The sequence below is a fragment of the Clostridium amylolyticum genome, assembly GCF_900142075.1.
Classification (GTDB): Bacteria; Bacillota; Clostridia; order Clostridiales; family Clostridiaceae; genus Clostridium_AA; species Clostridium_AA amylolyticum.
Genome location: NZ_FQZO01000001.1, coordinates 148,138 through 169,782, shown reverse-complemented (window position 1 = coordinate 169,782; position 21,645 = coordinate 148,138). Strand labels below are relative to the sequence as shown.

At 31.1% G+C, this 21,645-nt stretch carries 24 protein-coding genes and 1 riboswitch; of the genes, 4 read left to right on the top strand and 20 right to left on the bottom strand.

The annotated features are described in order from the left end of the window. Window positions 1–125 precede the first annotated feature (125 nt). From BUA82_RS00870 to rpsA, 16 genes are all read right to left on the bottom strand, one after another. Window positions 126–2,945: a penicillin-binding transpeptidase domain-containing protein gene (locus BUA82_RS00870; protein WP_178140665.1), complete on the bottom strand. Its 2,820-nt coding sequence runs from the start codon at window positions 2,943–2,945 to the stop codon at window positions 126–128. Between the two features lie 9 nt (window positions 2,946–2,954). Then, window positions 2,955–3,449, bottom strand: a complete 495-nt coding sequence (mreD, locus tag BUA82_RS00865; protein WP_073003844.1) for a rod shape-determining protein MreD — start codon at window positions 3,447–3,449, stop codon at window positions 2,955–2,957. A gap of 16 nt (window positions 3,450–3,465) precedes the next feature. After that, a complete protein-coding gene (mreC, locus tag BUA82_RS00860) occupies window positions 3,466–4,311 on the bottom strand; it encodes a rod shape-determining protein MreC (protein ID WP_073003843.1) in 846 nt (281 codons plus the stop codon). A 2-nt stretch (window positions 4,312–4,313) separates the two neighbouring features. After that, on the bottom strand, window positions 4,314–5,330 hold the full coding sequence (locus tag BUA82_RS00855) for a rod shape-determining protein (protein WP_073003842.1): 1,017 nt from the start codon (window positions 5,328–5,330) through the stop codon (window positions 4,314–4,316). Between the two features lie 18 nt (window positions 5,331–5,348). Further along, complete coding sequence (gene radC, locus BUA82_RS00850; protein WP_073003841.1) at window positions 5,349–6,035, bottom strand: RadC family protein; 687 nt, start codon at window positions 6,033–6,035, stop codon at window positions 5,349–5,351. Window positions 6,036–6,073: 38 nt separating this feature from the next. After that, entirely contained in the window at window positions 6,074–6,640 is a 567-nt protein-coding gene (locus BUA82_RS00845; protein ID WP_073003840.1) for a Maf-like protein, read from the bottom strand. Window positions 6,641–6,651: 11 nt separating this feature from the next. Further along, window positions 6,652–6,909 carry a DUF4321 domain-containing protein gene (locus tag BUA82_RS00840; RefSeq protein WP_073003839.1) on the bottom strand — a complete coding sequence of 86 codons (258 nt, stop codon included), beginning with the start codon at window positions 6,907–6,909 and terminating at the stop codon, window positions 6,652–6,654. A 203-nt stretch (window positions 6,910–7,112) separates the two neighbouring features. After that, a complete protein-coding gene (locus tag BUA82_RS00835; protein ID WP_073003838.1) occupies window positions 7,113–7,814 on the bottom strand; it encodes a hypothetical protein in 702 nt (233 codons plus the stop codon). A gap of 99 nt (window positions 7,815–7,913) precedes the next feature. Then, complete coding sequence (locus BUA82_RS00830) at window positions 7,914–8,522, bottom strand: C40 family peptidase (protein ID WP_073003837.1); 609 nt, start codon at window positions 8,520–8,522, stop codon at window positions 7,914–7,916. A gap of 4 nt (window positions 8,523–8,526) precedes the next feature. Continuing rightward, window positions 8,527–8,692: riboswitch (cyclic di-AMP (ydaO/yuaA leader) on the bottom strand. A 69-nt stretch (window positions 8,693–8,761) separates the two neighbouring features. Continuing rightward, window positions 8,762–9,274, bottom strand: coding sequence for a GNAT family N-acetyltransferase (locus tag BUA82_RS00825; protein WP_073003836.1), 513 nt, complete (start codon window positions 9,272–9,274; stop codon window positions 8,762–8,764). Between the two features lie 102 nt (window positions 9,275–9,376). Then, window positions 9,377–10,042, bottom strand: a complete 666-nt coding sequence (locus tag BUA82_RS00820) for a TVP38/TMEM64 family protein (protein WP_073003835.1) — start codon at window positions 10,040–10,042, stop codon at window positions 9,377–9,379. Between the two features lie 36 nt (window positions 10,043–10,078). After that, the gene (locus BUA82_RS00815; RefSeq protein ID WP_073003834.1) at window positions 10,079–10,954 is read right to left on the bottom strand and encodes an FUSC family protein; all 876 of its coding nucleotides are present in this window, start codon (window positions 10,952–10,954) and stop codon (window positions 10,079–10,081) included. Between the two features lie 127 nt (window positions 10,955–11,081). Further along, window positions 11,082–12,536 (bottom strand): aminoacyl-histidine dipeptidase, encoded by a 1,455-nt coding sequence (locus tag BUA82_RS00810; protein WP_073003833.1) that lies wholly within the window; start codon window positions 12,534–12,536, stop codon window positions 11,082–11,084. 34 nt (window positions 12,537–12,570) lie between these two features. Next, a complete protein-coding gene (locus BUA82_RS00805; RefSeq protein WP_073003832.1) occupies window positions 12,571–13,092 on the bottom strand; it encodes a tetratricopeptide repeat protein in 522 nt (173 codons plus the stop codon). A gap of 137 nt (window positions 13,093–13,229) precedes the next feature. Beyond that, window positions 13,230–13,511, bottom strand: coding sequence for a hypothetical protein (locus BUA82_RS20400; RefSeq protein ID WP_143148544.1), 282 nt, complete (start codon window positions 13,509–13,511; stop codon window positions 13,230–13,232). A gap of 194 nt (window positions 13,512–13,705) precedes the next feature. After that, window positions 13,706–14,875 carry a 30S ribosomal protein S1 gene (gene rpsA, locus BUA82_RS00800; protein WP_073003831.1) on the bottom strand — a complete coding sequence of 390 codons (1,170 nt, stop codon included), beginning with the start codon at window positions 14,873–14,875 and terminating at the stop codon, window positions 13,706–13,708. Between the two features lie 359 nt (window positions 14,876–15,234). Here rpsA and BUA82_RS00795 point away from each other — a divergent pair, with 359 nt between their 5' ends. Genes BUA82_RS00795 through BUA82_RS00785 form a run of 3 tightly spaced genes read left to right on the top strand, consistent with a single transcriptional unit; the run spans window position 15,235 to window position 17,120 of the window. Beyond that, window positions 15,235–15,792 (top strand): hypothetical protein, encoded by a 558-nt coding sequence (locus BUA82_RS00795; protein WP_073005066.1) that lies wholly within the window; start codon window positions 15,235–15,237, stop codon window positions 15,790–15,792. Window positions 15,793–15,813: 21 nt separating this feature from the next. Beyond that, the gene (locus BUA82_RS00790) at window positions 15,814–16,464 is read left to right on the top strand and encodes a PspA/IM30 family protein (protein WP_073003830.1); all 651 of its coding nucleotides are present in this window, start codon (window positions 15,814–15,816) and stop codon (window positions 16,462–16,464) included. Between the two features lie 8 nt (window positions 16,465–16,472). Next, complete coding sequence (locus tag BUA82_RS00785; RefSeq protein ID WP_073003829.1) at window positions 16,473–17,120, top strand: DUF1292 domain-containing protein; 648 nt, start codon at window positions 16,473–16,475, stop codon at window positions 17,118–17,120. A gap of 126 nt (window positions 17,121–17,246) precedes the next feature. On the opposite strand, the gene yaaA is transcribed toward BUA82_RS00785, so the two are convergent. From yaaA to BUA82_RS00770, 3 genes are all read right to left on the bottom strand, one after another. Further along, on the bottom strand, window positions 17,247–18,017 hold the full coding sequence (gene yaaA, locus BUA82_RS00780) for a peroxide stress protein YaaA (RefSeq protein ID WP_073003828.1): 771 nt from the start codon (window positions 18,015–18,017) through the stop codon (window positions 17,247–17,249). Window positions 18,018–18,144: 127 nt separating this feature from the next. Then, complete coding sequence (locus BUA82_RS00775) at window positions 18,145–18,552, bottom strand: CBS domain-containing protein (protein WP_073003827.1); 408 nt, start codon at window positions 18,550–18,552, stop codon at window positions 18,145–18,147. A 268-nt stretch (window positions 18,553–18,820) separates the two neighbouring features. After that, entirely contained in the window at window positions 18,821–19,720 is a 900-nt protein-coding gene (locus BUA82_RS00770; RefSeq protein WP_073003826.1) for a 3'-5' exonuclease, read from the bottom strand. Window positions 19,721–19,934: 214 nt separating this feature from the next. Here BUA82_RS00770 and BUA82_RS00765 point away from each other — a divergent pair, with 214 nt between their 5' ends. Next, on the top strand, window positions 19,935–20,492 hold the full coding sequence (locus tag BUA82_RS00765) for a biotin transporter BioY (protein ID WP_083599712.1): 558 nt from the start codon (window positions 19,935–19,937) through the stop codon (window positions 20,490–20,492). Window positions 20,493–20,551: 59 nt separating this feature from the next. Here BUA82_RS00765 and BUA82_RS00760 read toward each other — a convergent pair whose 3' ends face one another. Then, window positions 20,552–21,502 carry a metal ABC transporter substrate-binding protein gene (locus tag BUA82_RS00760; protein WP_073003825.1) on the bottom strand — a complete coding sequence of 317 codons (951 nt, stop codon included), beginning with the start codon at window positions 21,500–21,502 and terminating at the stop codon, window positions 20,552–20,554. Between the last annotated feature and the right edge of the window lie 143 nt (window positions 21,503–21,645).

Below are 21,645 nucleotides of genomic sequence, written 5' to 3'. Positions count from 1 at the left end.
TTTCAACAGATTATTAATAAATCCTTCTCTATTTTACAATTAATTATATAATAAATTAATAAACCTCATATATAATTAAATATTTTATACAAAAAGGCTGCAGAAACTGTTCCTGCAGCCTTTTATTATTTACCAGTGTTTACTTCTTCCACTTTTGGATCTAAACTATAGGAAGTAGAGGAAGATTTATAGCCTGGGAACTCTGCTTTAATTTTATCTCTAAAATATGTTTCCAGCACCGCTTTGGCTACGGGTCCTGAACTACTACCATGACCTACATCATATAAAACAACTGTTACGGCTATTTCCGGTTTTTCAAGTGGTGCAAAGGCAACATACACACCATAGGCTGATCTTCCAATTTCTCTTTGATCAGGTCTATAAGGAGTAGTACCTGTCTTTCCACCTGAAGATATGGGGAAGTCTTTGAAAGCTCCACTTTGGTTAACTCTTCTCATACCTTCTTTGATGGCATTTACTGTAGAAGGCTTAAGTTTAAGATCATCTACTACTACAGGCTTAATTTCTTCAACTACCTTATTATCTGGATTAAGGATTTTATCAACTAGATGCACTTTGTACCTTTTTCCACCATTTATTATGGTTGCAACAGCATTTGTCATCTGCAACGGAGTAAAGTTATTCATTCCAAGACCTATGGAAGCATTTGTTAAGTTACCAGGGGAGGTTATATCCCCTGACTTATCAAAAACGATGTATCTTGCCATATTATAGGATGCATTTTCAACATCACTTTTGCTATATTTCTTTTGCTCTTCTTTGTTATACTTACCAATAAGATTTTCGAACTTTACTTTTAATTCTTTAGTTATCTCATTAAATTCATCGTTTTTATTTTCTTTTCTTTGTGCTTTTATCTTATTAATAATATAGTCCTTAACTTCACTTTTAGCCTTGTCTAAAGCTTCATCATCATTTTTATCATAAGCAATATTAAAAGGGGTATGTTTTTTTCCTCTTTCAGGAGCAAACTTATAATAACCAGCCTCTAACGCTTCTACTAATTCAAATTTAGCACTAAAGGCAACTGTTTCCGTATAGGATTTTAAATTATACACCTGTCCATCAGTGTTTTCAGCGATTTCTATACCACTGCCAACTTTACCTTTACTATTAGGATCAGATCCTAACCCTAATCTCCATGCATACTGTGCTAGCTTATCTAAACCGTCTTTTTTATAAAGCCTATAAGCTACTTCATAAAAATAATAGTTACAGGAAACCCTAAAAGCTTCTGCCATATCTACATAACCGTGGCTACCATGGGAACGCTCATAAATATCGCATTTACCTTGATAATTTTTAAATTCAGGATATTTGTTAAAAATCCCTTGATCAAGAACTTTTTCTCCTGGTGTAATTAATCCTTCTTCTAGTCCTGCTGTAGCTGTAACAGTTTTAAAAGTTGAACCAGTAGGTACCGTTCCTTGGGTTGCATAATTAAAGAACGGCTTTGGATATACATCAAAAGAATCTCTTCTAGCACCATTAGAATCCTTAGGGAATAATTGTTCTACAGTTTGTGAAGAGCTAGTTTTGTTTATATAATCTTTAGCAAAAGCATCAAAATCAGGATTAAAATACTGTTTGCTAAGTTCTGGTGTTAATTTTCCGGGTATGGTGAATATATTAGGATCAAAGTCTGGGAAGCTGGCTAAAGCTAGTACCTTTCCGGTGTTTACATCCGTAGCAACCACAGCACCTCTATTAGCATTTCCTACAGCAGTCTTGCCTCCATCAATAAACTTTTGTTTTTGTAAATTTTCTAAAGTTTCTTTCAAAGCTCTCTGAGCAGTATATTGAAGATTTTTATCTAAGGTAAGCTGAATATTATCTCCAGGATAAGGGTCTAACCTAAATAATTCTTCAGTTTTTCTCCCCACCTTGTTAACCTTAACGGTAGTACCTCCCTTAGAGCCTTTTAACCTATCTTCATAAGCTGCTTCTATACCACTTATTCCTATGGTATCTGTGGTTATGTCATAACCTCTTTCTTCATATCTATCTTTCTGATCTCCATTAATGGAAGATAAATATCCGATTACTGAAGAAGCCAAGTTTCCATAAGGATAAAATCTTATAGGTTGAAGCCTAACATCAATACCTGGTAGATCATTAAGCTTTTGCATGAATATAAAAGCACTATCATCTTTTATATTAGCTGCTATGGTCACAGGCTTAAATCCTGAATAACTTTGCATTTTAATTGCATCCTTAACCACCATATATCTTCTTAGCTCTTCTATAGAATACTTCTGTAATAACTCTTGGGTTATTTCTTTAGGATCCTTTTTACTATAAACCTTTTTTTCTTCTTCAGTGGGGTTTGGATGTATAAGTTTATAAAGATCATATTGCTTCACCAATCTATAGAACATTCCTTCTGGTGAAACTTTAAGCATTTCATCTTCTAGCTTTAATTGATCTTCTTCATTTAAATCAGTTTTCTTCTTTTTAAAATAATCTAACTCATCTTTTAAATAGAAATCTAATCCTCTATCTTTTTTAAATCTCAGATCCTGCTTTTTAATTGCAGAAGGGTCTGAGGACGTATACTCAATATAGAACTTTTTATCATTATCTATCTTAAGTTTAAAATCATCCTTTTGACTTTCTCCAAGACTATCTAGCAGCTTAAAAACTTTTGTCATGGTGTCAAAAAATTCTTTTTCACTATCTGTGGTTTCAATATATTCAACGGTATAACTTTGTCTAGAATCAGCGAGAATAGCTCCAGTAGAATCTAATATTTTTCCTCTAGGAGCTTGCTCTGGAATTTGTCTTACAGATCTATTGTTAGCCCTATCCTTGTAATCATCATGCTTAAAAACTTGCAAAACAGCAAGCTTTGACAATATGGCAATATATATTACCAACATTATAATAACAAGAGCGGTATACCTGCTCATTTTATTCTTCTTCAACGCCATCACCTATTCATTAAATTTCCAATCTTTTTTCATATAACTTTTTTGGGATAGCCTATATACCCACTTATACATAAAAAATGCAAGGAGCATGGATAAGGGTCCTACATAAATAACACCTTCAATATGCGTCTTGGTCTTAGTTATGTATAGTAATCCAAATACTAATATGTATTTGAGTATAGTTAAAAAAAACGTCGTAATAACAGGAATAAGTTTCTTTTCTTTAAATATACTCTCACCTACATAAGAAGCAATAAGACAAACTATCATGTTAACTAAGGCATTCACTCCAAATCCATGGAAAAAGTATATATCCTGTAATAAACCAGAAAACACCCCTATACCTAAAGCATCCCATTTATCACTAACTATAGCATAACACAGTACAAAAACCATTAAAATACTGGGATAAAAGGTATTGATAGCAAAAAAAGGAAGTAAAGTATTGTCTAATATTAAAAATCCAATACATAATAAAGTTAAAATTACTTTTTTCATATTTTAATCTCCAAATTTAATACTGAATGTTACGAATATCTTCTGGAATTACCATAAAAACTTCTTCTAGCTTGTTAAAATCAACAAAAGGCTGAATAACGGCTACTTTCATAAGCTTTCCTTTATCCTCTTCCACAGATATTACAGTTCCAACTTTTATTCCTTTTGGATAAATTCGTCCTAACCCTGAAGTAGATACTATATCTCCTGGTTTAACCTCTGAATCTAGCGGAAGATTATACACCTTAGCAAGTAATTTATTATTACTATCTCTATAGCCCTTAACAATTCCTACAGATTCCTTTGTACTTTGCACCGTAACACTTACAGCTATGTTTTCATTAATGATAGAATCCACCATTGCCCAATTGCTTTCCACTCTTGATACCTGACCAACCAGACCTTGGTTGCTTATAGCTACCATTCCTTTTCTTAATCCATCTTTTTCCCCTTTATCTACTGCATAAGTGTTTAAAAAGCCAGCACCACCTATGCTTATGATATTGGTTCCAGTGTATTTATATTCAGATCTTTGAGTTTTGAAATCAAGAATTTGACGAAATCTTTCATTTTCACTCTTCAAATTATCATATTCTAATACTTCTGATTTTAACTTTTCATTTTCATCTCTAAGTTTTTTATTCTCTGCTTTTACATCTTTAAAATTAAATGCAAAATCCATAAAATCTTGTACTTTGGTATTTATTCCATAAACCACTCTTTGAATAGGATTTAGCAATGTTCCAGCTCCACTAGCAACGATATTTTTATTCTCCCTCTTGACACTATAAGCAATTAAAGCTAAAAAGCCAACTGACAGTACTAAAATAGTAACTGCCAGTTTGTTTTTAAAAAACTTCATAATTAGCCTCTTTGTCCCTTAGCTATGCTATCAAAATTATCTAAAGCTTTTCCAGCGCCTAAAGCCACACAATCAAGAGGGTTCTCAGCAATATGTACCGGCATATGAGTTTCGTAATTTATTAGCATATCCAGTCCTCTTAAAAGTGCTCCTCCACCTGCTAACATAATTCCTTTATCCATTATATCTGCTGCTAATTCTGGTGGTGTCTTTTCTAAAGTAGTTTTTATAGCTTCAATTATAGAAGAAATAGGTTCTCTTAAGGCTTCTCTTATTTGAGTTTCTGTGATTTCTATAGTTTTAGGAAGACCTGAAATTAAATCTCTTCCTTTTATATTCATAGTTCTTTCTTCATCATCCGTTTTAAACGCAGATCCTAACTCCATTTTAATAGCTTCAGAAGTTCTTTCACCTATCATAAGATTATATTCTTTTTTAATATAACTGATAAGCGCCTGATCTAGTTCATCTCCAGCTATTCTAAGGGATTTGCTGGTAACAATACCACCTAAGGAGATAACAGCTATTTCTGTGGTACCACCGCCCATATCTACTATCATACTTCCAGTAGGTTCATCTACAGGAAGTCCTGCACCGATAGCTGCAGCCATTGGTTCTTCCATAAGAACTACTTCTCTTGCTCCTGCCTGTCTAGTGGATTCTTCAATAGCTCTTTTTTCAACTTCTGTAACACCAGAAGGAAAACATACTATTATTCTAGGACTTGTAAAAGCACTTCTAGAAGTAACCTTTTCTATAAGCTTTTTAAGCATGGTTTGAGTTATATCAAAATCAGCTATTACACCATCTTTTAAAGGTCTTATGGCAACAATGTTACCTGGTGTTCTACCTATCATAAGCTTTGCCTCGCTACCTACCGCAAGAGGTCTTTTAGTTATATTATTAATAGCTACCACTGAAGGCTCTCTTAAAACTATCCCTTTACCTTTAACATAAACTAGTGTATTTGCTGTTCCTAAATCTATTCCCATATCCTTTGTCATTCCAAATAAAGCCATTTTTATTCCCCTTTCATGTTAAATTATTCCTTTTTCTTTTAAACTTACGTATGAATTTCCACCGATAATAATGTGATCTATCAAATCAATTCCCACAATCTTGCCACATTCCTTAAGCCTCAAAGTTATATTAACATCTTCACTGCTAGGTTCAGGGTCTCCTGAAGGATGATTATGACACACTATAATTGAAGCGCTATTTGCTTTTAATGCCTCAGAAAATATCTCTCTTGGATGAACTATTGAAGAGTTTAAGCTCCCAACAAAGATGTTTTTCTTAAATATTACACAATTTTTAGTGTTTAACATTATTAACTTCAAAACTTCTTGTTTTAAAATGTTCATTTCCCCAATAACCAATTCTGCTGCATCACGGGGGCTCGTTATTTTTTCTAATTTATTTGGACTTAAATTTCTCATCCTTTTAGCCACTTCAGCTACAGCCGATAACTGAGCAGCCTTTGCGCTTTTTATACCTTTTAAGGTCATAAGCTCATGAGGTGATAAGTTTAATAATCCTTCAAGGCCATTTGTAAATCCAAGTATCCTGTCACAGAGATGGATTATGTTTTCACTGTTACTCCCTACACGAAGGACTATTGCTAATAATTCTGCATTAGAAAGATGCTCAGCTCCATATTTTAAAAGTTTTTCTCTGGGTCTTTCCTCTTGAGGTAAATCTATAATTCTTAAGTTGGGTTTCATAGTACTCTCCTTTATTACAGATTGCCCTCCCCCTATTATTATACGAATTGTTTTAGCATTCGGCTAAGTGTATTTAGTGGAAGTCCTACCACATTATAGTAGCAGCCTTCAATTTTTTCAACAAACACTCCGCCAAATCCTTGAATGCCATAGGCACCTGCTTTGTCCATGGGTTCACCGGTTTCTATGTATTTTTGTATATCTTCTTTTGTAATATTAGAAAACCTTACTTTTGTACATACTGCATCAGAGATAATCTTCTGATTTTTAGTATCTATCAAAGTAATACCAGAATAAACCTCATGCCAATTATCAGATAAGCTCATAAGCATTTGAAAAGCTTCAAATTCATTTTTAGGTTTTCCCAAAACTTTATTATCCAACATAACTATAGTGTCGGCCCCTATGATAATTGCTTCCATATTCATTCTAGCAGCAACTTCTTGAGCCTTCCCTTTAGAGAGTTCCATAACATATTCTTTAGCATCATTTTTGAAGGCTACAGAATCTTCATGGAAATTGCTCACAACTATTTGGAAATCAGGTGTTATCCTTTTAAGAAGTTCCTGTCTTCTTAGAGAAGCAGACGCTAACACTATCTTCAAACTATCACATCCTAATACTTTCTATATATTATTATTGACATTATAACCCCTAAAATAGTCATGATGTTTAAATTAAAAGTAATTCCTAGGGTTAAAGTCAATACTCTTAAGTCTATGTATACAGGAGCTTTAGTTCCAATACTATAAACAGTACTTAAGATTTTTAATGAAGGAAAATAACTCCCTAAAAACTCTCCTATTATACTGCCAAAAATAGCTCCTAAAATTATACATAGTAATAAGGAAAATGATTTATTAGAAGTACTCAATATTATCCCTCACTTTAGCTTTACATCTTATATAGTTTATCATTTAATAAACCTCATAACAAGTAGGAAGACTTTTTTTAAAAAATATTTTACTTTTATGAATTAAAGTATTTAATTCCCTAGGATATAAATAATTACAAAAAAATAATCGCCCTCAGCGATTATTCAATTTGTACATTTTTTTGATTCCTTTGGTTTGTCCACTATATCTTAAATTTAGCTACAATATTATATATAAATATAGTAAGATCTTTTTGATTTTCTTTTTTAAACTCCTCAGGCATAGCTTGTATATATTTATTTATCTCTTCTAAAATCCCTAGATTTTTAGAATCTTTTTCTGGCTTTTTAAGCTCGGAACTCCATTTCTTTAGTTTAGCAGTTTCAATGGATTTCACCTGAGGTTCGTTTAACTTTTTGTTAAATTGCATCAATGCCTCTATGGATTCAGCAATTTCATCATTGCATAAATCATCTTTTTTTATATTTGCGCTATTTTTAATAAAACTAATGGAATCTTTTTTTAAAGCTTCTGCAATCTTCTCTGCTTCTTCATCCTTAACCACTGTTATAATAACTCTAAATTTATCTCCATCCTGAGCTACAAAAGAATTATATTTATCTTTAAATTTATTATTAGTCTCCTCAGCACCTTCTTTTTTCGAATAATATCCCCCTTGAAAAATTGCATAGTTTACACTGTCACTATTTTTAGATGTATCCTCTGCGGTTTTCTCAGAACTTTTTAAATTAGGAAGCAAACTATTACTACCCCCATCCTTAAACAGAAGCTTAGACATAACAGTTCCTACTCCTAAAGCTAATAATAGAAGGATAGCAAAAGCTAAAATTACATTTTTAATCTTATTATTTTTTTTCTCGTAATTATATCTTGTGTATCTCATGTTAACACCCCACTCTATTTAACTGTTAATTATTAATATTAAAATAAGAGGGTTAATATGTTAAAAAAAACCCGACATTAAATGTCGAGTTTTTCACTTTTATTTAAGCACCCTTCTGGCGCCGGCATATCTCTTAGCATAATAGCTATCATTCAGAGAAGAAATTGTGACAGTTTTGCCACTAGATGGAGCATGTATAAACTCTCCACCCCCTATATAGATCCCTACATGTCCAATGGGTGCTACGGTATTAAAAAACACCAAATCTCCTGGTAGCAACTGAGTTTTTGATACTGCCACACCAGATCGAAATTGGGAGCCTGTATAATGATCAAGATTTACGCCGAAATTCTTATACACATATTGTGTAAGTCCTGAACAATCAAAAGAGCTAGGGCCATCCGCCCCATATACATAAGGTGTTCCAATAAACTTAAATGCATAAGCAACTACACCTGATGCTTTGGCAATATCCCCTCGAGAATAGGTATTGCTTTGGTTAACCGGCTTTGGTTTTTCTCTTTTACTTTGTCTTTGGGGTACTTTAATGGTCTTTTTACCCACCATGTTAGTGGTTCGGATTATTATACCTTCTTGACTCTTAGTTGTAGTGTCTGCCTTTGCCATTTCTCCCTGAGCTACAAGTGCTATTACTACAGTAGACGAAAAAAGCAAACCAGAAAAGATTTTACTACAAGTAAGCTTCATTTGTTCCCCCTCCCTTCTGGCTTCCGGAGTTAGCTGTCAGGTTTAGTTTTAAAGTCACTACCTACTGTGCTAAAAAAATCAATTGCTCACTGCAATATAGAAAAAGCCCAGATTAACCTCTTTAATTGGTTACTCCGTACTCAATAATTGAGATTCAGCCTTACACTATATTATATTTTTTAGAAAAACAAATTATCTATTAGTTTTGTTAATAAAATATTAACTTATTAAGGATTTTTTTATAAAATCCTTCTATATACAATAAGATCCTTATTTATATTATCAAAAAAGTTCTTAGTAACTCTTACCTTTTTGAAATTATTTTCTTCCCAAAACTTAATAGCTTTTAAGTTAGAAGAGCACACCCCTGCAGCAAGGACATTTACTCCAATAGATTTTGTGCAATGGTCAGCAATTATATTTAGCACCCTTTTCCCTATACCTTTATTTCTGAGATCACAATCCACCATAAAAAACCATATAAATAATTCCATTTCCTCTTTCTTTTCTACTCTGCCTTTAATTATACCTATGATGTTACCATCTCTTACAATCTTCAAAAAAATCTCATCTTCACACACGTAATACTCAATAAATCTTTTTATAAATTCATTAACATCTAAAGAATTAACATAAAAACTTTCATCAAGGTAATGATTTTGTTTTTCTATCCACTTTTGGACCTTAAGTATATCTTCTTTCACTATACTAGATATGGATATATCTTGGTTGATCACACTAAAACTCAACATTAATATCACCTCATGAAAGAATAATTCTACATTTTATTATAAAATCCTTTTAAAAAACAAAAGTTTGAGAAATAGATTCCCAAACTTAATATATAACTTAATTTAATTTTTATTTCCAGAGAGACTTTTAGATTTTGAAAAGAAATAAGTAGATGAAATAGTTGCAATTACTATAAATGCTAAAGGAATTAAAAACTGTGGAGATAGTGGTTTAAAAATATTCTTACCTAAAAAAGAATAACATGTGGTCTCAGGCAATATTCCAATAACGGAAGCAAATATAAAGTCCCAGTATTTAATTTTAGTTAAACCACAAGTATAACTTAAAGGGTCATAAGGTAATACTGGTGGTAATCTTAACAAAAGCAAAATCTTAAATCCATTTTTCTCCAAATTGTTATCCAGCGCTAATGCACGTTTCCCTAATATTTTTTCTACGAAAGAACGTCCTAAAAGCCTAGAGATCCAGTAGGCAATGGTTCCTGATAAATAAAATCCTATTACGCTTAGTAGCAGTCCTTTTATAGGTCCAAATAATATTCCTCCCACTACAGATATCATAGCCGAAGGTAATACCAGGAAGAATGGCTTTAAAGCAAATATTATAAGAAAAACTAAAGCTGACAATGGTCCCTTGCTTTCTATATATCTTACAAGTTTATGAACCGAAAGTCTCCGAATAAATCCCCAATGCTTAAACATCAATAATGATACAGTAAATACCATTACTATTAGAATTGCTAATCTTATCTTATCGATTTTTTTCATTTTTATACCTTCCCCAATTTACTAACACAATAAATTTTAAGCAGATTTAAATGCTTGTATAATCTTTTTTATATTATAATTATATATTATATTCTCCTCATTATTCATAGTGTTGTCTAAATTATAATTATACTTATCCCCTAATATTATTTCTAAAGCTTCTAGGTTTTCCTTGCTAATGCAGCACCTATTATAATTAACCATACTTAAAGCTTCAAAATATATGTATATCATCTCAAAATACTTTAATGAACTTATATGCCTTTCCATATCATCGCTTATATCTTCTTCCCTATAAATAACCGTCTCCTGTTCAAGGGATTTAGTTAGTGAATTATATTTATCTAAAAGTCCTCTTAAATCCCCTAATTCCTCTATATAATGGTTTTTTATTAAAAATCTCATTTTGTCTTCTATATTATATCTAATATTTAAATATAAGTCTCCTACTCTTTCATGAATCTTAGGTGCAAATATCAAGTAATTTACAGCCACGGATATAACAATTCCAATGGAGGTATCTAAAAGACGATTGAAACTATATTCAAATGGAGTTTTTTGAGAAAGATTTATCATTATAGCATAAAATACCGTACATGAAATAACTACAGCTTTCTTCCATTTAAATTTGTTGCACACTACTATTATTATTATGGTTCCCAAAGCGCATAAAACAGGGCTATTTCGCTTTATACTGCTAAACGCTAGTCCAATCACTGCTCCTAAAAGTGTGCCTTGCATTCTGTTTACTCCTGCTTTAAAAGAGTTTATCACAGTACTTTCCATGGAAATTACCGCTGCTATACAAGGATAAAAAGCTGATATGCCTAGAAGATTTGAAATCAGTACACATAAAAAGATTGAGAAAGCTGTTTTGTAAATTCTCAATCCTATATTAAGATTAATATTCAAAAAATCACCGCCATAGGTATATATCTTTATTATATGTTATTATAATAAAGATTCAAGGCATATGGCAAATAATTTTTTTACCAATAAAAAATGAGGATTTTAATTTAAGTTAAAATCCTCACTTTTTCTATTTAATTTCTTTTAATAATTCAATGATAAACTGCCAAAGGTTTTTAACTGATGTTATACTCATATGCTCATTGGGAGTATGTACATCGTATAGGTTTGGTCCAAAGGATATCATATCAATTTCTCCAAACTTTTCCCTAAACAATCCACACTCTATGCCAGCATGAATGGCAACAATTTCAGCATCTTTACCAGTTAAATTTTTATATACCTCTTCACTTAAACTTCTTATTTTTGAGTTAGGATCATATTGCCATTCGGGATAACCAGCTTTAGCTTCATAATGAGCTCCTAGGAGTTCTGCAAGCATACTTATTTCTACCAGAACATCTTCTTTTAAGCTTCCTACAGAACTTCTAACTGCACTATGATATTCTATGGCTTCATCACCAGTGATTACCACCCCTAGATTGGTGGAACTTTGAACTAATCCAGGAATTTCTAAACTCATAGTAAGTATACCATTAGGAATTAAGTATAAAAGCTTTATAGCCTTATCTGTACTATCCTTCGAGAATACTTTTTCTACTGCATATTCATATTCTTTAATAGATACTTTAATATCAGGATCTGAAACTGTATATTCATTAGATAAAGTTTCATTCCACTTATTCAAAGCTTCTTCTAAGCCTTTAACATTTTCTTTTCTTACTGCCAATATAGCATCCATTTCTCTAGGTATAGCATTAGTTTTAGAACCACCATTTAAAGATATTATTCTAAAGTCTATTACCTTACTTATATCAGCTAATATTCTAGACATAATTTTATTAGAATTAGCTCTTTGCTTAATTATGTCCATACCTGAATGTCCACCTTTTAGCCCTCTAACTTGAACTTCTAAGGCCTCATATTCAGCACTAAAGCTTTCCCAGGAAATAGGCAGCGAAACTTTATTTCTTATTCCTCCAGCACAGCTTACCAGTAGTTTTCCCTCTTCTTCGGAATCTATATTTAATAATACTCTTCCTTTAATATTTTCTGGGTTTAAAGCAAGAGCTCCTCCCATGCCTGTTTCTTCTTCAGTAGTTATAATAACTTCTAATGCAGGATGAAGTATATCTTCAGAGTCTAATATTGCTAACGCATAAGCTACAGCAATACCATTATCTGCACCTAGTGTAGTACCTTGTGCATAGACATAATCTCCATCTATCCTTAATTTAATAGGATCCTTTTCAAAGTCATGTACAGTATCTCTGTTCTTTTCGCATACCATGTCCATATGACCTTGTATAATGGTAACAGGGGCATTTTCGTATCCTTTTGAAGCTCTTTTTTTAATTATCACATTTAATGCTTCATCTTGAATAACTTCTAAATTTCTTTCCTTAGCAAAATTAACTAGGTAATCGCTAATTTGTTTTTCGTTGCCTGAACCTCTAGGTATTTGAGATATTTCTTCAAAAAACTTAAAAACTTTTATAGGTTCAATATTATTTAATGCCTTCATGGAATATCACCTCTTAATTCATTGAAATAATTTTTTAATTTTGATTTTTTATTTCCATAATGGATTCTTTTATTAATGGACTGTGTGGAAAAGCTTTTTCTAAATAATTATATACTTCTAAAGCTTTTTGTTTTTCACCTAAATATTTATATGAAACTGCTTTATTTAATAATATATATAAATCATTATTGGATTCCTTACTTTTCACCTCAGAAATATCTTTTATATAATCCTGGTATTCATTCAAATTAAAATGACATAAAGCCTTTATTATTTTAATATTATCCTCAATAACATAATTTGTAGACATATCTTCTATGGTATTAAGACAGTTGCTATAATTAGATGTTTTATAATATTTCAATGCTTTATTATATTCCTTTGAATAGTTCCCATTAGCTTTTATATAACTATATATTGAAAAAATTATATATAAAATAAACAGGAAAATAAAGTAACTATATAGCATGGATATAACTAAAAACAATAACCCAATCACTATATGATACCTTATGTTAAAATGTTTTTCTTTTAAATATTCAGGAGTATTATCCATTATATAATCAACCAACCTTATAGTATTTAATATGTTTAAATAATTATAACACCCCCATAAAATAGTATCAATGCAAAAAAACTCTAAGAAAACGTTATAAAAGATACTAAACGTATTCTTAGAGTCTTATAAAATAATCAAATTCTAATAATTACAAAGTAAGGTATCAGCATTACAAAACCAAAATAAAATCCAAATATAAATAGATATAAACTATCTTCAAGGGAACTTAGCATTTTATTCTTTTTAATCATGTAATATGTAGATGCTATAATAGAAAATAACAATACAAAGCCAAAACTATAATAATTAGTTATTGAGAATAAGAAATAAGTTATTAAAGTACCTATTAACAATCCAGATATTAAACTAACTGTACTTCGCGTATAGGATGAATTCTTTTTAAAAATTCTTTCCACAAGTCATCACACTCCAATATCTACGAACTTTATACTTTTTAATTTCTAATTCTATAGTAATATTTTGTTATACTATTTGTGTTACAATATAATTAATAATTATTACAATTTAATTACATCACTTCTATATTACTTACTTTTATATATTTTAAATCATATTGAATAAATTAAAACCCGGCTTAACCGGGTTTTTCTTAATCAAATTTGAAATTTTTAAGTTTGTCTTTTAATAAGTCTCCAATAGTTACATCTTCTTTTTCGTCATTATATTTTAAATATTCTTTAGAGCTCTCTGATGCATTTTTAATACTTAGAGAAATTCTATTATTAGAATAATCTATATCTATTATTTTAACATTTACTATTTCACCAAGCTTTAATATATCAGAAGGTTTTGCTATATTCTCTTCAGTAATTTCACTATTATGAACTAATCCCTCTACCCCTGGGTTTATCTCTACAAAGGCACCTACAGATATAAACTTAGTTACTTTACCTTGCACTACATCGTTTACCTTAAATTTATTTTTAACTTCCTTCCAAGGGTTAATATTAACATCCTTTATAGCCAAAGATAGCCTTTGTCTATTAATATCAATATCTTGAACATAAACTGTAACTTTATCTCCTTCAGAAACCACTTCATTAGGATTTTGTATCCTGCTCCAAGATAAATCTGAAATATGCACTAATCCTTCTAACCCACCAATATCTACAAAAGCGCCAAACTTAACTATCCTAGTAACCTTTCCTTCTCTCTTTTCTCCTTTTTTAATAGTTTTCCATAGCCTATCTTTTTTATTTTCTGCTTCTTCTTTTTCTATAACTTTTCTTGATGCAACTATTTTAGATTTTTCCTCATCAAATTCTGTTATCCTCACCTGTAGTTCTTTACCTACAAATTCCTTAAGGTCTTCTACATAATGAAGAGCTAACTGAGAAGCGGGAATAAAAATCCTTATACCTTTATAATAACCTATAACTCCACCTTTAACTGCTTCTTTAACTAAGACCTCCATGGACTTTTGGGTATTATAAACTTCTTCTAATTCTTCTAATCCTTTGATACCGTCAGCTTTTATCTTTGATAATAATACATTACCTTCTCCATCATCAGATTTTATTATCATTACATCAATTTCATCATTTTCTTTAATAATGCTATTTAAGTCTTCATCTTCGTAAGGTGTAATTTCATTCTTAGGTATTACACCATCGCTAAAATAATTTATATTAACAAACACCTCAGAATCAGTTACTTTTAAAACCTTTCCTTTAATAATGTCTCCAGTATGTATTTTTTTAAACTCATACTGCTGCATCATGTCTTGCATAGACTCTTCATTGTTAATTTCTTCTGACATTTATATATCACTCCTTAAAGTAATGCTTATAATAACTATTATATCATTAGATTTTATTCATATAATATCATTTTATACAAGCTTATATTAAGTTACAAGTTATTTGTAAAAAGTGTTAATTTGTTTAGTTAGCTGTGCTATAATATTGTTTAATAATTACAATTACTTGAAATATACTATAAACAGGTGAAATAATTAGATATTATGAGCTTTAATCAGTAAAAATCAGCAATTTGCATTATTAGTCATTCTATAACCTTTAAAGGGTTATTTTATTCCTTGTTATGCAGTATTTTATACCATATAATTATTTTATAGATTAGCTAATATATTTTTACTGATTAGGGTATTTTTTGGGGGTGTGTGAGATAAGAAAAAAACGTTTTTTACTATTAACTTTAATTTTAACTTTAAGCTTTGTTTTTGCTGGATTTACACTAGATAATTTTGCCCTGGCAGGCAAAGGTATTAATACCACTGCAGCCTGGGCAGCTCCTAGAGGAAGTACTAGAAGTAAAGCATCTTCAGGAGGTTTTAAATCAGGAAGCTTCAAAAGCAGTACTCCTTCAAAACCATCCACTTCCTCCAGCAGTAAAAGCTCTTCTAAGAGCAGTTCTGGAGGATTTAAATCAGGAAGTTTTTCTACTACTCCAAAAACATCAACTGACACAAAGAATAATTCTACAAGTACGAAGAGTAGTTCTACAAGCAAAAAACAGAATGAAAAGTATGAAGGCTCTAAAAACACCTATGTTCCTATTCCTATCCCTTGGAGCTTAGGAAGAAGTACAAGAAGTTACGGTAAACCATATAACTATTCTTCCTTTGGAATATTAAAAACCATATTTAAAATAATAATGTTTTTGATAGTGTTAAGTATTATCGTAAATATTATTAATAAAAATAAAAGAAAATAAAAATTAAATGGAGGTATATGTATGAGTGTTTTTTCAAGAATATCAAATATGTTTAAGGCAAAGGTAAATGATACATTAGACAATATGGAGAATCCTATTGCACTTTTAGACCAAAAGATAAGAGACATGGAAGAATCCTTAAATAAAGCTAAATTAAGCTCAGCACAAATCTTAGGAAATGTTCATGAAATAGAAAAGAAGATGGAAATCGCAAAGAAAGAATCCTTAGAATTTGATGAAAAGGTAAAGCTTGCAATCTCTAAGGGTAACGAAGAATTAGCTAAGAAGGCATTACAAAGAAAATTAGAGGCAGACAAAAAGTATGAGTCCTTAAAAGCCAGCTATGAGGATGCTGCTAAGAAAGCTGAAGCTATTAAAGAAAATCTAAAGACATTAGAACAAGAAATTGAAAAGACAAGAAGCTATCGTGATGAAGCTGCTGCTAGGGTTAATAATGCTGACGCTAACCAAAAGGTTAATGAAATTTTAGCTAATGTTCAATCCACAAGCAATAAGATAAATATTGATGATATAGAAAGAAAAATTCAAAGAAAAGAAGCCATGGCAGACGGGCTTAAAGACCTTTCAAACTTAGACAATTTTGATAAGGAATTTGAAGAGCTCAATAAACTAGATTTAGATGCTGAGCTAGAAAAATACAAAAATAATTAGGTGATCTAATGAATGAAAAAGATTTTATTAAATCAGAAAAAGATTCCTTTGGAAAAGTCTATGTAGACATCAATTATGCCATTGACAATATTAAACCTTTTATAGATAATGAGACCTTAAAGCAAAGAAAATATTATATAAAGCTTCCAGTGCTAGATAAGTATTTGAAACTTATAGAGACATCAGAAGAGCAAAATAAAAATAAAGGGGTTTTTGGATTTTTAAAAAAGGATGACTCCTTAGATCTTGTAAAAAATTATAAATCTCAAAACTCAGAAGCTCTTATGCAATTAGAAAACTGTAGCAAATGTGCTTGTCTAAACTGTAACTTAACCTGTAATTTCAATAGCTGTTTAGGATGCAGAAAAAATTCTTTCATAGCACAATGCGACCATGAAAAACTTAATATAACTCATCATAATAGCTACTACCTAAATCTAACAAATAATAAGACTGGGTTATCTGAGAGATATAGTGTTCTAGCAACCTTGCAGGACTGTGCAGAAGATAAACAATATATAATAATTCAAAACATGAAAAATGCTGATGAAAAGTTTATACTATACTATTATCCCGGTCTCAGCGAAGATACCTATGGTGAAATCACCGACGCTGAAGAATTTGATTATATTGCAGCAGCTTATGAAGCAATTTAGAATTGAAAAGTGAGAGGAAATATAAGGTTTATCTTATCTATCCCTCAAAAAAAGAAGCTTCACCTGAAGCTTCTTTTTTACTACATTCAAAGAAACTCTTCGAGTTTCCTCATTAATTTTAAATTCTCAATTTCTAATAAAAACCCAGTTTTTATTAGAAGACATATCCTCATGGAAGCCATATCCTTCCAGATCAAAATCCTTGAGCTCCTCTGGGTTATCTATGTAATTCTCTAGTATATATCTTGTCATATATCCTCTTGCCCTCTTGGCTAATATTCCTACGGTTTTGTACTTACCATTTCTAAATTCTTTAAAGTCAATATTAATTACTTTAATATCTTTAGGTAGCTCTTTAAAATTTATAGCTTTGGAATATTCTTCTGAAGCTAGGTTTATTATAGCTTTATGCTTATGGCCGCTTAACTCTTTCCGAAATTTCTCCGTAAGCTTTTCCCTCCAAAATTCATATAAGTTATTATACTCATGGAACTTCAAGCTTGTACCCATCTCTAGCCTATAAGGCATGATGGTATCATAGGGCCTTAATATTCCATATAAACCTGATAATATCCTTAAGTGATTATTAGCAAAATCTAGATTTTCCTCGCTTAAAGTATCCACATTTAAAGCTTGGTATACATCTCCTCTAAAGGCTAAAATCGCTGGTTTAATATTATCTGTCTCCTTCTTATTCCATTCTTTATATCTAGAATAATTTAGTTCAGCTAATTTAGGAGATATTCTCATAAGCTTTTCAATTTCTTCTGGTGAGTAGCTTTTCAGTTCCTTAGCTATAATTGATGCTTCTTTCAAAAACAAGGGTTTTAAGTGAAGATCAATCCTGTTATCTTCAGTAAAGTCTAGGGTTTTTGCTGGTGAAATTATGGTAATCATTGTATCCCCCCCTAAATATATTTAATCCCCCAATAATGATAATTGAGGGATCTCAAGTGATTCTTAACTCCCCTTGTCCCACCGCTTAAAGAAGTGGGGGTATTAGGGGCGGTTAGTATCGGATAAATTAATTCTTATCCATATGTTTGTAACAATAGTTTATTATATCACTTCTTTTAATTATACCAATAAAAGTTCCATTGTCATCAACCACGGGTACAAAGTTTTGACGCGCAGCTAAGGAAATTAGACTTTCTATATTCTCATTGATGTAAACGCTATTATGCTTTACCCTTCTTTTAATATCTTTAACGCTTACTTGGCTTATATTATCAAAATTTAACCCTGGAGTGCTTTTTAACTTCCATAGCAAATCCCCTTCAGTTAATGTGCCAACATACTTACCTGATTTATCTATAAGTGGAATAGCTGTATAGCCGTGATGTTCCATCCTTTCTAGTACCTGCCTCATGGTAGACTCCACAGTTTCGAAAACCACTTCATGCTTTGGAGTTAAAAAAAATGCTATATTCATACTATATCCTTTCCTATCTCTTAAAATTATTTTACCACTATTATTTTATCATACTTTAATTGCATATGTTACATTTTCATATTTTGTTTACAATGAACTCAAATAAAAAGGTGCAGCCAGTGCACCTTAAGAGGAATACTCATCCTTTTTCTTCTTATCCTTTTTAATAATTGATACTAAAGCCGCTATAGCAGCTGCTGTTAAAGCTAATTTTGTAGTATTTTTTTTCATATTTACGGCAATTAATTGCCTCCCTCCCTTCTTTTAATTAAACTATCTTTTTAAATTTATAATTATAATTCAAATAATCGCTTTCGTTTATTATAGTACTGTTATTGGTATAAACTTTTTGTCCACTAAGGGTTTTTTTAATAACTACCTCCTGAAGTAGCCTGCATTTGCATTTAGGACACAACCCTAAAGCTAAAAATCTCCAATTGAAAAGCTTAAGTGGTTGTTCTTTTTCAGCTTTAGAGTGGCATCTAGGACATAAAAATTCTGTTTCGCTATCCTCCAGTACCACATCTTTAAAATCCCTTATCATCACAGCAGGCATATTGTAAACATCATTTACTATATAATTTTTCACCACTCTGCTGTTATATAATCTTTTAAATACCTCAGCGGTATATCTAGCATCATTTAATGCATCATGCAGCTTATCTTCTTCTACTTTTATCCTGAGTTCTTCCAGTGCATTTTTTAGGCTTAATGACTTTTTATGGGCTAAAACTTTAGTGCAATATTCTTGTATATCTAGATATTTGTTAATCCAATCTATGTCTTTATATCTATGATAATTAGAATTAATGATAAGTTCTGCTATATCATCTTTTGCCCAAGAACATAGGGTATTATTTTCTCCACAGAATTCTTTCAACTCTTTCATAGCCTGAGTAAACTCTATACCATCTACTAATTTATCTTCTGTTATACCAGTAATCTCTTGAACCTTAGGATTAAGCGTTTTAAAAATCTTTGGTTTAATATAACACTTAAAGTCCCCTAGTTCCTTCATATAAACGTCGTACTTAACTGCACCAATCTCAATAATTTCATTTTCACAGATATTTTCTAAGTTATCTGTATCATTTTCTCTTTGTGCAGGAAAATATTCATCTATTCCCCTCATATTATTAAATTCTAAATCTAATATAACAAACCCCATTAATAAGAAGCCTCCTAATACATCACTAATCATATATGTGTATATTTTTTTAAAATATACAACCATGAATATCCTTACTTATTATATTTTATCCTTTTATTAACCTGTATACAACTAATATTGAACTTATTAATTGACTTGTAACATAATTGATATTAAAATATTAATTGTTAACCATATAAACAAATTAGTTAACTATCAAAGGAGTGTCATTATGAAGAAAATGAAAACAAAAGATTTAGTATTAATAGCCTTATTTGCTGCTTTAACCGCCATAGGAGCTCAATTAAGCATTCCTATAGGACCAGTTCCTATAACCATTCAAAGTTTATTCTGCCTGTTATCAGCCTTAATCCTAGGTGCTAAAGGTGGAGCACTATCTCAAATACTATATGTTACCATGGGATTTATAGGCTTACCGGTATTCTCTAATGGACAAGCTGGCTTAACCTTTGCCCTTAGACCTACTTTTGGTTTTGTTATAGGTTTCATAGCCTGTGCCTATGTGGCAGGAACCATATCCACCAAGCTAAATAAAACTGTACTAAATTACTTCCTATCATCCCTGGCAGGTACAGTTATAATATATTTATTTGGAATAATATTTTTCTATTTTAATATGAAGTATCTTGTACATAAAGATCTTAACTTTTATACCATATTAAAATTAACTACTATCCCTTTTTTACCTGGAGATTTATTAAAATGCATAGTGGCATCCTTAGTTGCAGTCCCTGTGTCACTTAGAGCAAAAAAAGAAGGTTATATATAAGTAATGGCAGCCATATGAGTTATGAGTTGTTTCGCAATAACTCATATGGCTGCCATTTTTTACTTCAAACTATTATAAATCTTTTCTAGATTGTCTTTCATCATTTCTAAATAGGTTTTATTATCTTCTTTGTTTTCTATGGTGTATATCTTTTCAACCTTTGCCCCTACTTCTTTTGCTAAGGTTTCAGAAACCTTTGGTGATGCCATTTCTTCCATGAAGATTGTTTTTATATTGTTCTTTTTTGCATACTCTACTAGCTCTTTCATTTTTTGAGGAGTTGGCTCTCCTTCTGCTCTTATTCCGCTGATACCCTTTTGTATTAAGCCAAAGTCTCTGCATAGATATGCGAAGGCGGTGTGTCCTGTAACAAAATTCTTATTAGGTAATGCGTCAATCTTTTTCTTATACTCATCATATAGAGAATCTAGTTTGCCTGCAAATTCAGTATAGTTTTTCTCATAGTAGTCTTTATTTTTTTCATCAACTTTTATAAGTGCATCTTTTATATTTAAAGCCTGAACTTTTGCTTCTTTTAAGCTAAGCCATAAGTGTGGGTCATATTCTCCATCGTTATGGTCATGATCTTCTTCTTTATCTTCATCATGAGCATCCCCATCAATTTTCATTAAAGTAGCCCCTTCACTGGTATCTACTATATTAAGATTCTTTTTAGATGATACGGTTTGCAGCACCTTATCTAGCCAGCCTTCCATGCCCACCCCGCTATATGCAAATATATTGGCTTTAGAAAGCATCTCTATATCTTTAGGTTTGGGTTCAAAGTCATGAGCTTCAACACCTTCAGGCACTAATGTAGTAACTTCCACCTTATCTCCTCCCACAGCTTGAGCAAATTCTCTCACCGGGTTTATAGAAGCCACAATCTTTATTTTTGAGGCATTCCCCTCCTGTGTATTAACTTGTTTTTTATTTACTGCTATATTACAACCTGATAATCCTACCCCAACAGTAGATATCAGCATTATAGTTAATAATTTCTTGAACATAAATTTCTCCCTTCTACTTGCAAATCATTTGCATCTATTAAGATTTTATATGCTTTTTATATTATTGTCAATACATCCCATAAAATTTCATTAGCTTTTTTCCTAAATACCAATAATAAGAGAAGCTTCTGTAACTAATTACA

Excerpts from the sequence above, each read along its gene's own strand:
- BUA82_RS00825 (WP_073003836.1), bottom strand. The coding sequence starts at position 9,274 with ATGTTGAGTTTTAGTGTGATCAACCAAGATATATCCATATCTAGTATA.
- radC (WP_073003841.1), bottom strand. The coding sequence starts at position 6,035 with ATGAAACCCAACTTAAGAATTATAGATTTACCTCAAGAGGAAAGACCC.
- yaaA (WP_073003828.1), bottom strand. The coding sequence starts at position 18,017 with ATGATTACCATAATTTCACCAGCAAAAACCCTAGACTTTACTGAAGAT.
- BUA82_RS00830 (WP_073003837.1), bottom strand. The coding sequence starts at position 8,522 with ATGAAGCTTACTTGTAGTAAAATCTTTTCTGGTTTGCTTTTTTCGTCT.
- BUA82_RS00775 (WP_073003827.1), bottom strand. The coding sequence starts at position 18,552 with ATGAATATAGCATTTTTTTTAACTCCAAAGCATGAAGTGGTTTTCGAA.
- mreD (WP_073003844.1), bottom strand. The coding sequence starts at position 3,449 with ATGAAAAAAGTAATTTTAACTTTATTATGTATTGGATTTTTAATATTA.
- rpsA (WP_073003831.1), bottom strand. The coding sequence starts at position 14,875 with ATGTCAGAAGAAATTAACAATGAAGAGTCTATGCAAGACATGATGCAG.
- BUA82_RS00855 (WP_073003842.1), bottom strand. The coding sequence starts at position 5,330 with ATGGCTTTATTTGGAATGACAAAGGATATGGGAATAGATTTAGGAACA.
- BUA82_RS00770 (WP_073003826.1), bottom strand. The coding sequence starts at position 19,720 with ATGGGGTTTGTTATATTAGATTTAGAATTTAATAATATGAGGGGAATA.
- BUA82_RS00805 (WP_073003832.1), bottom strand. The coding sequence starts at position 13,092 with ATGGATAATACTCCTGAATATTTAAAAGAAAAACATTTTAACATAAGG.
- BUA82_RS00765 (WP_083599712.1), top strand. The coding sequence starts at position 19,935 with ATGAAGAAAATGAAAACAAAAGATTTAGTATTAATAGCCTTATTTGCT.
- BUA82_RS00810 (WP_073003833.1), bottom strand. The coding sequence starts at position 12,536 with ATGAAGGCATTAAATAATATTGAACCTATAAAAGTTTTTAAGTTTTTT.
- BUA82_RS00760 (WP_073003825.1), bottom strand. The coding sequence starts at position 21,502 with ATGTTCAAGAAATTATTAACTATAATGCTGATATCTACTGTTGGGGTA.
- BUA82_RS00790 (WP_073003830.1), top strand. The coding sequence starts at position 15,814 with ATGAGTGTTTTTTCAAGAATATCAAATATGTTTAAGGCAAAGGTAAAT.
- BUA82_RS00820 (WP_073003835.1), bottom strand. The coding sequence starts at position 10,042 with ATGAAAAAAATCGATAAGATAAGATTAGCAATTCTAATAGTAATGGTA.
- BUA82_RS00835 (WP_073003838.1), bottom strand. The coding sequence starts at position 7,814 with ATGAGATACACAAGATATAATTACGAGAAAAAAAATAATAAGATTAAA.
- mreC (WP_073003843.1), bottom strand. The coding sequence starts at position 4,311 with ATGAAGTTTTTTAAAAACAAACTGGCAGTTACTATTTTAGTACTGTCA.
- BUA82_RS00785 (WP_073003829.1), top strand. The coding sequence starts at position 16,473 with ATGAATGAAAAAGATTTTATTAAATCAGAAAAAGATTCCTTTGGAAAA.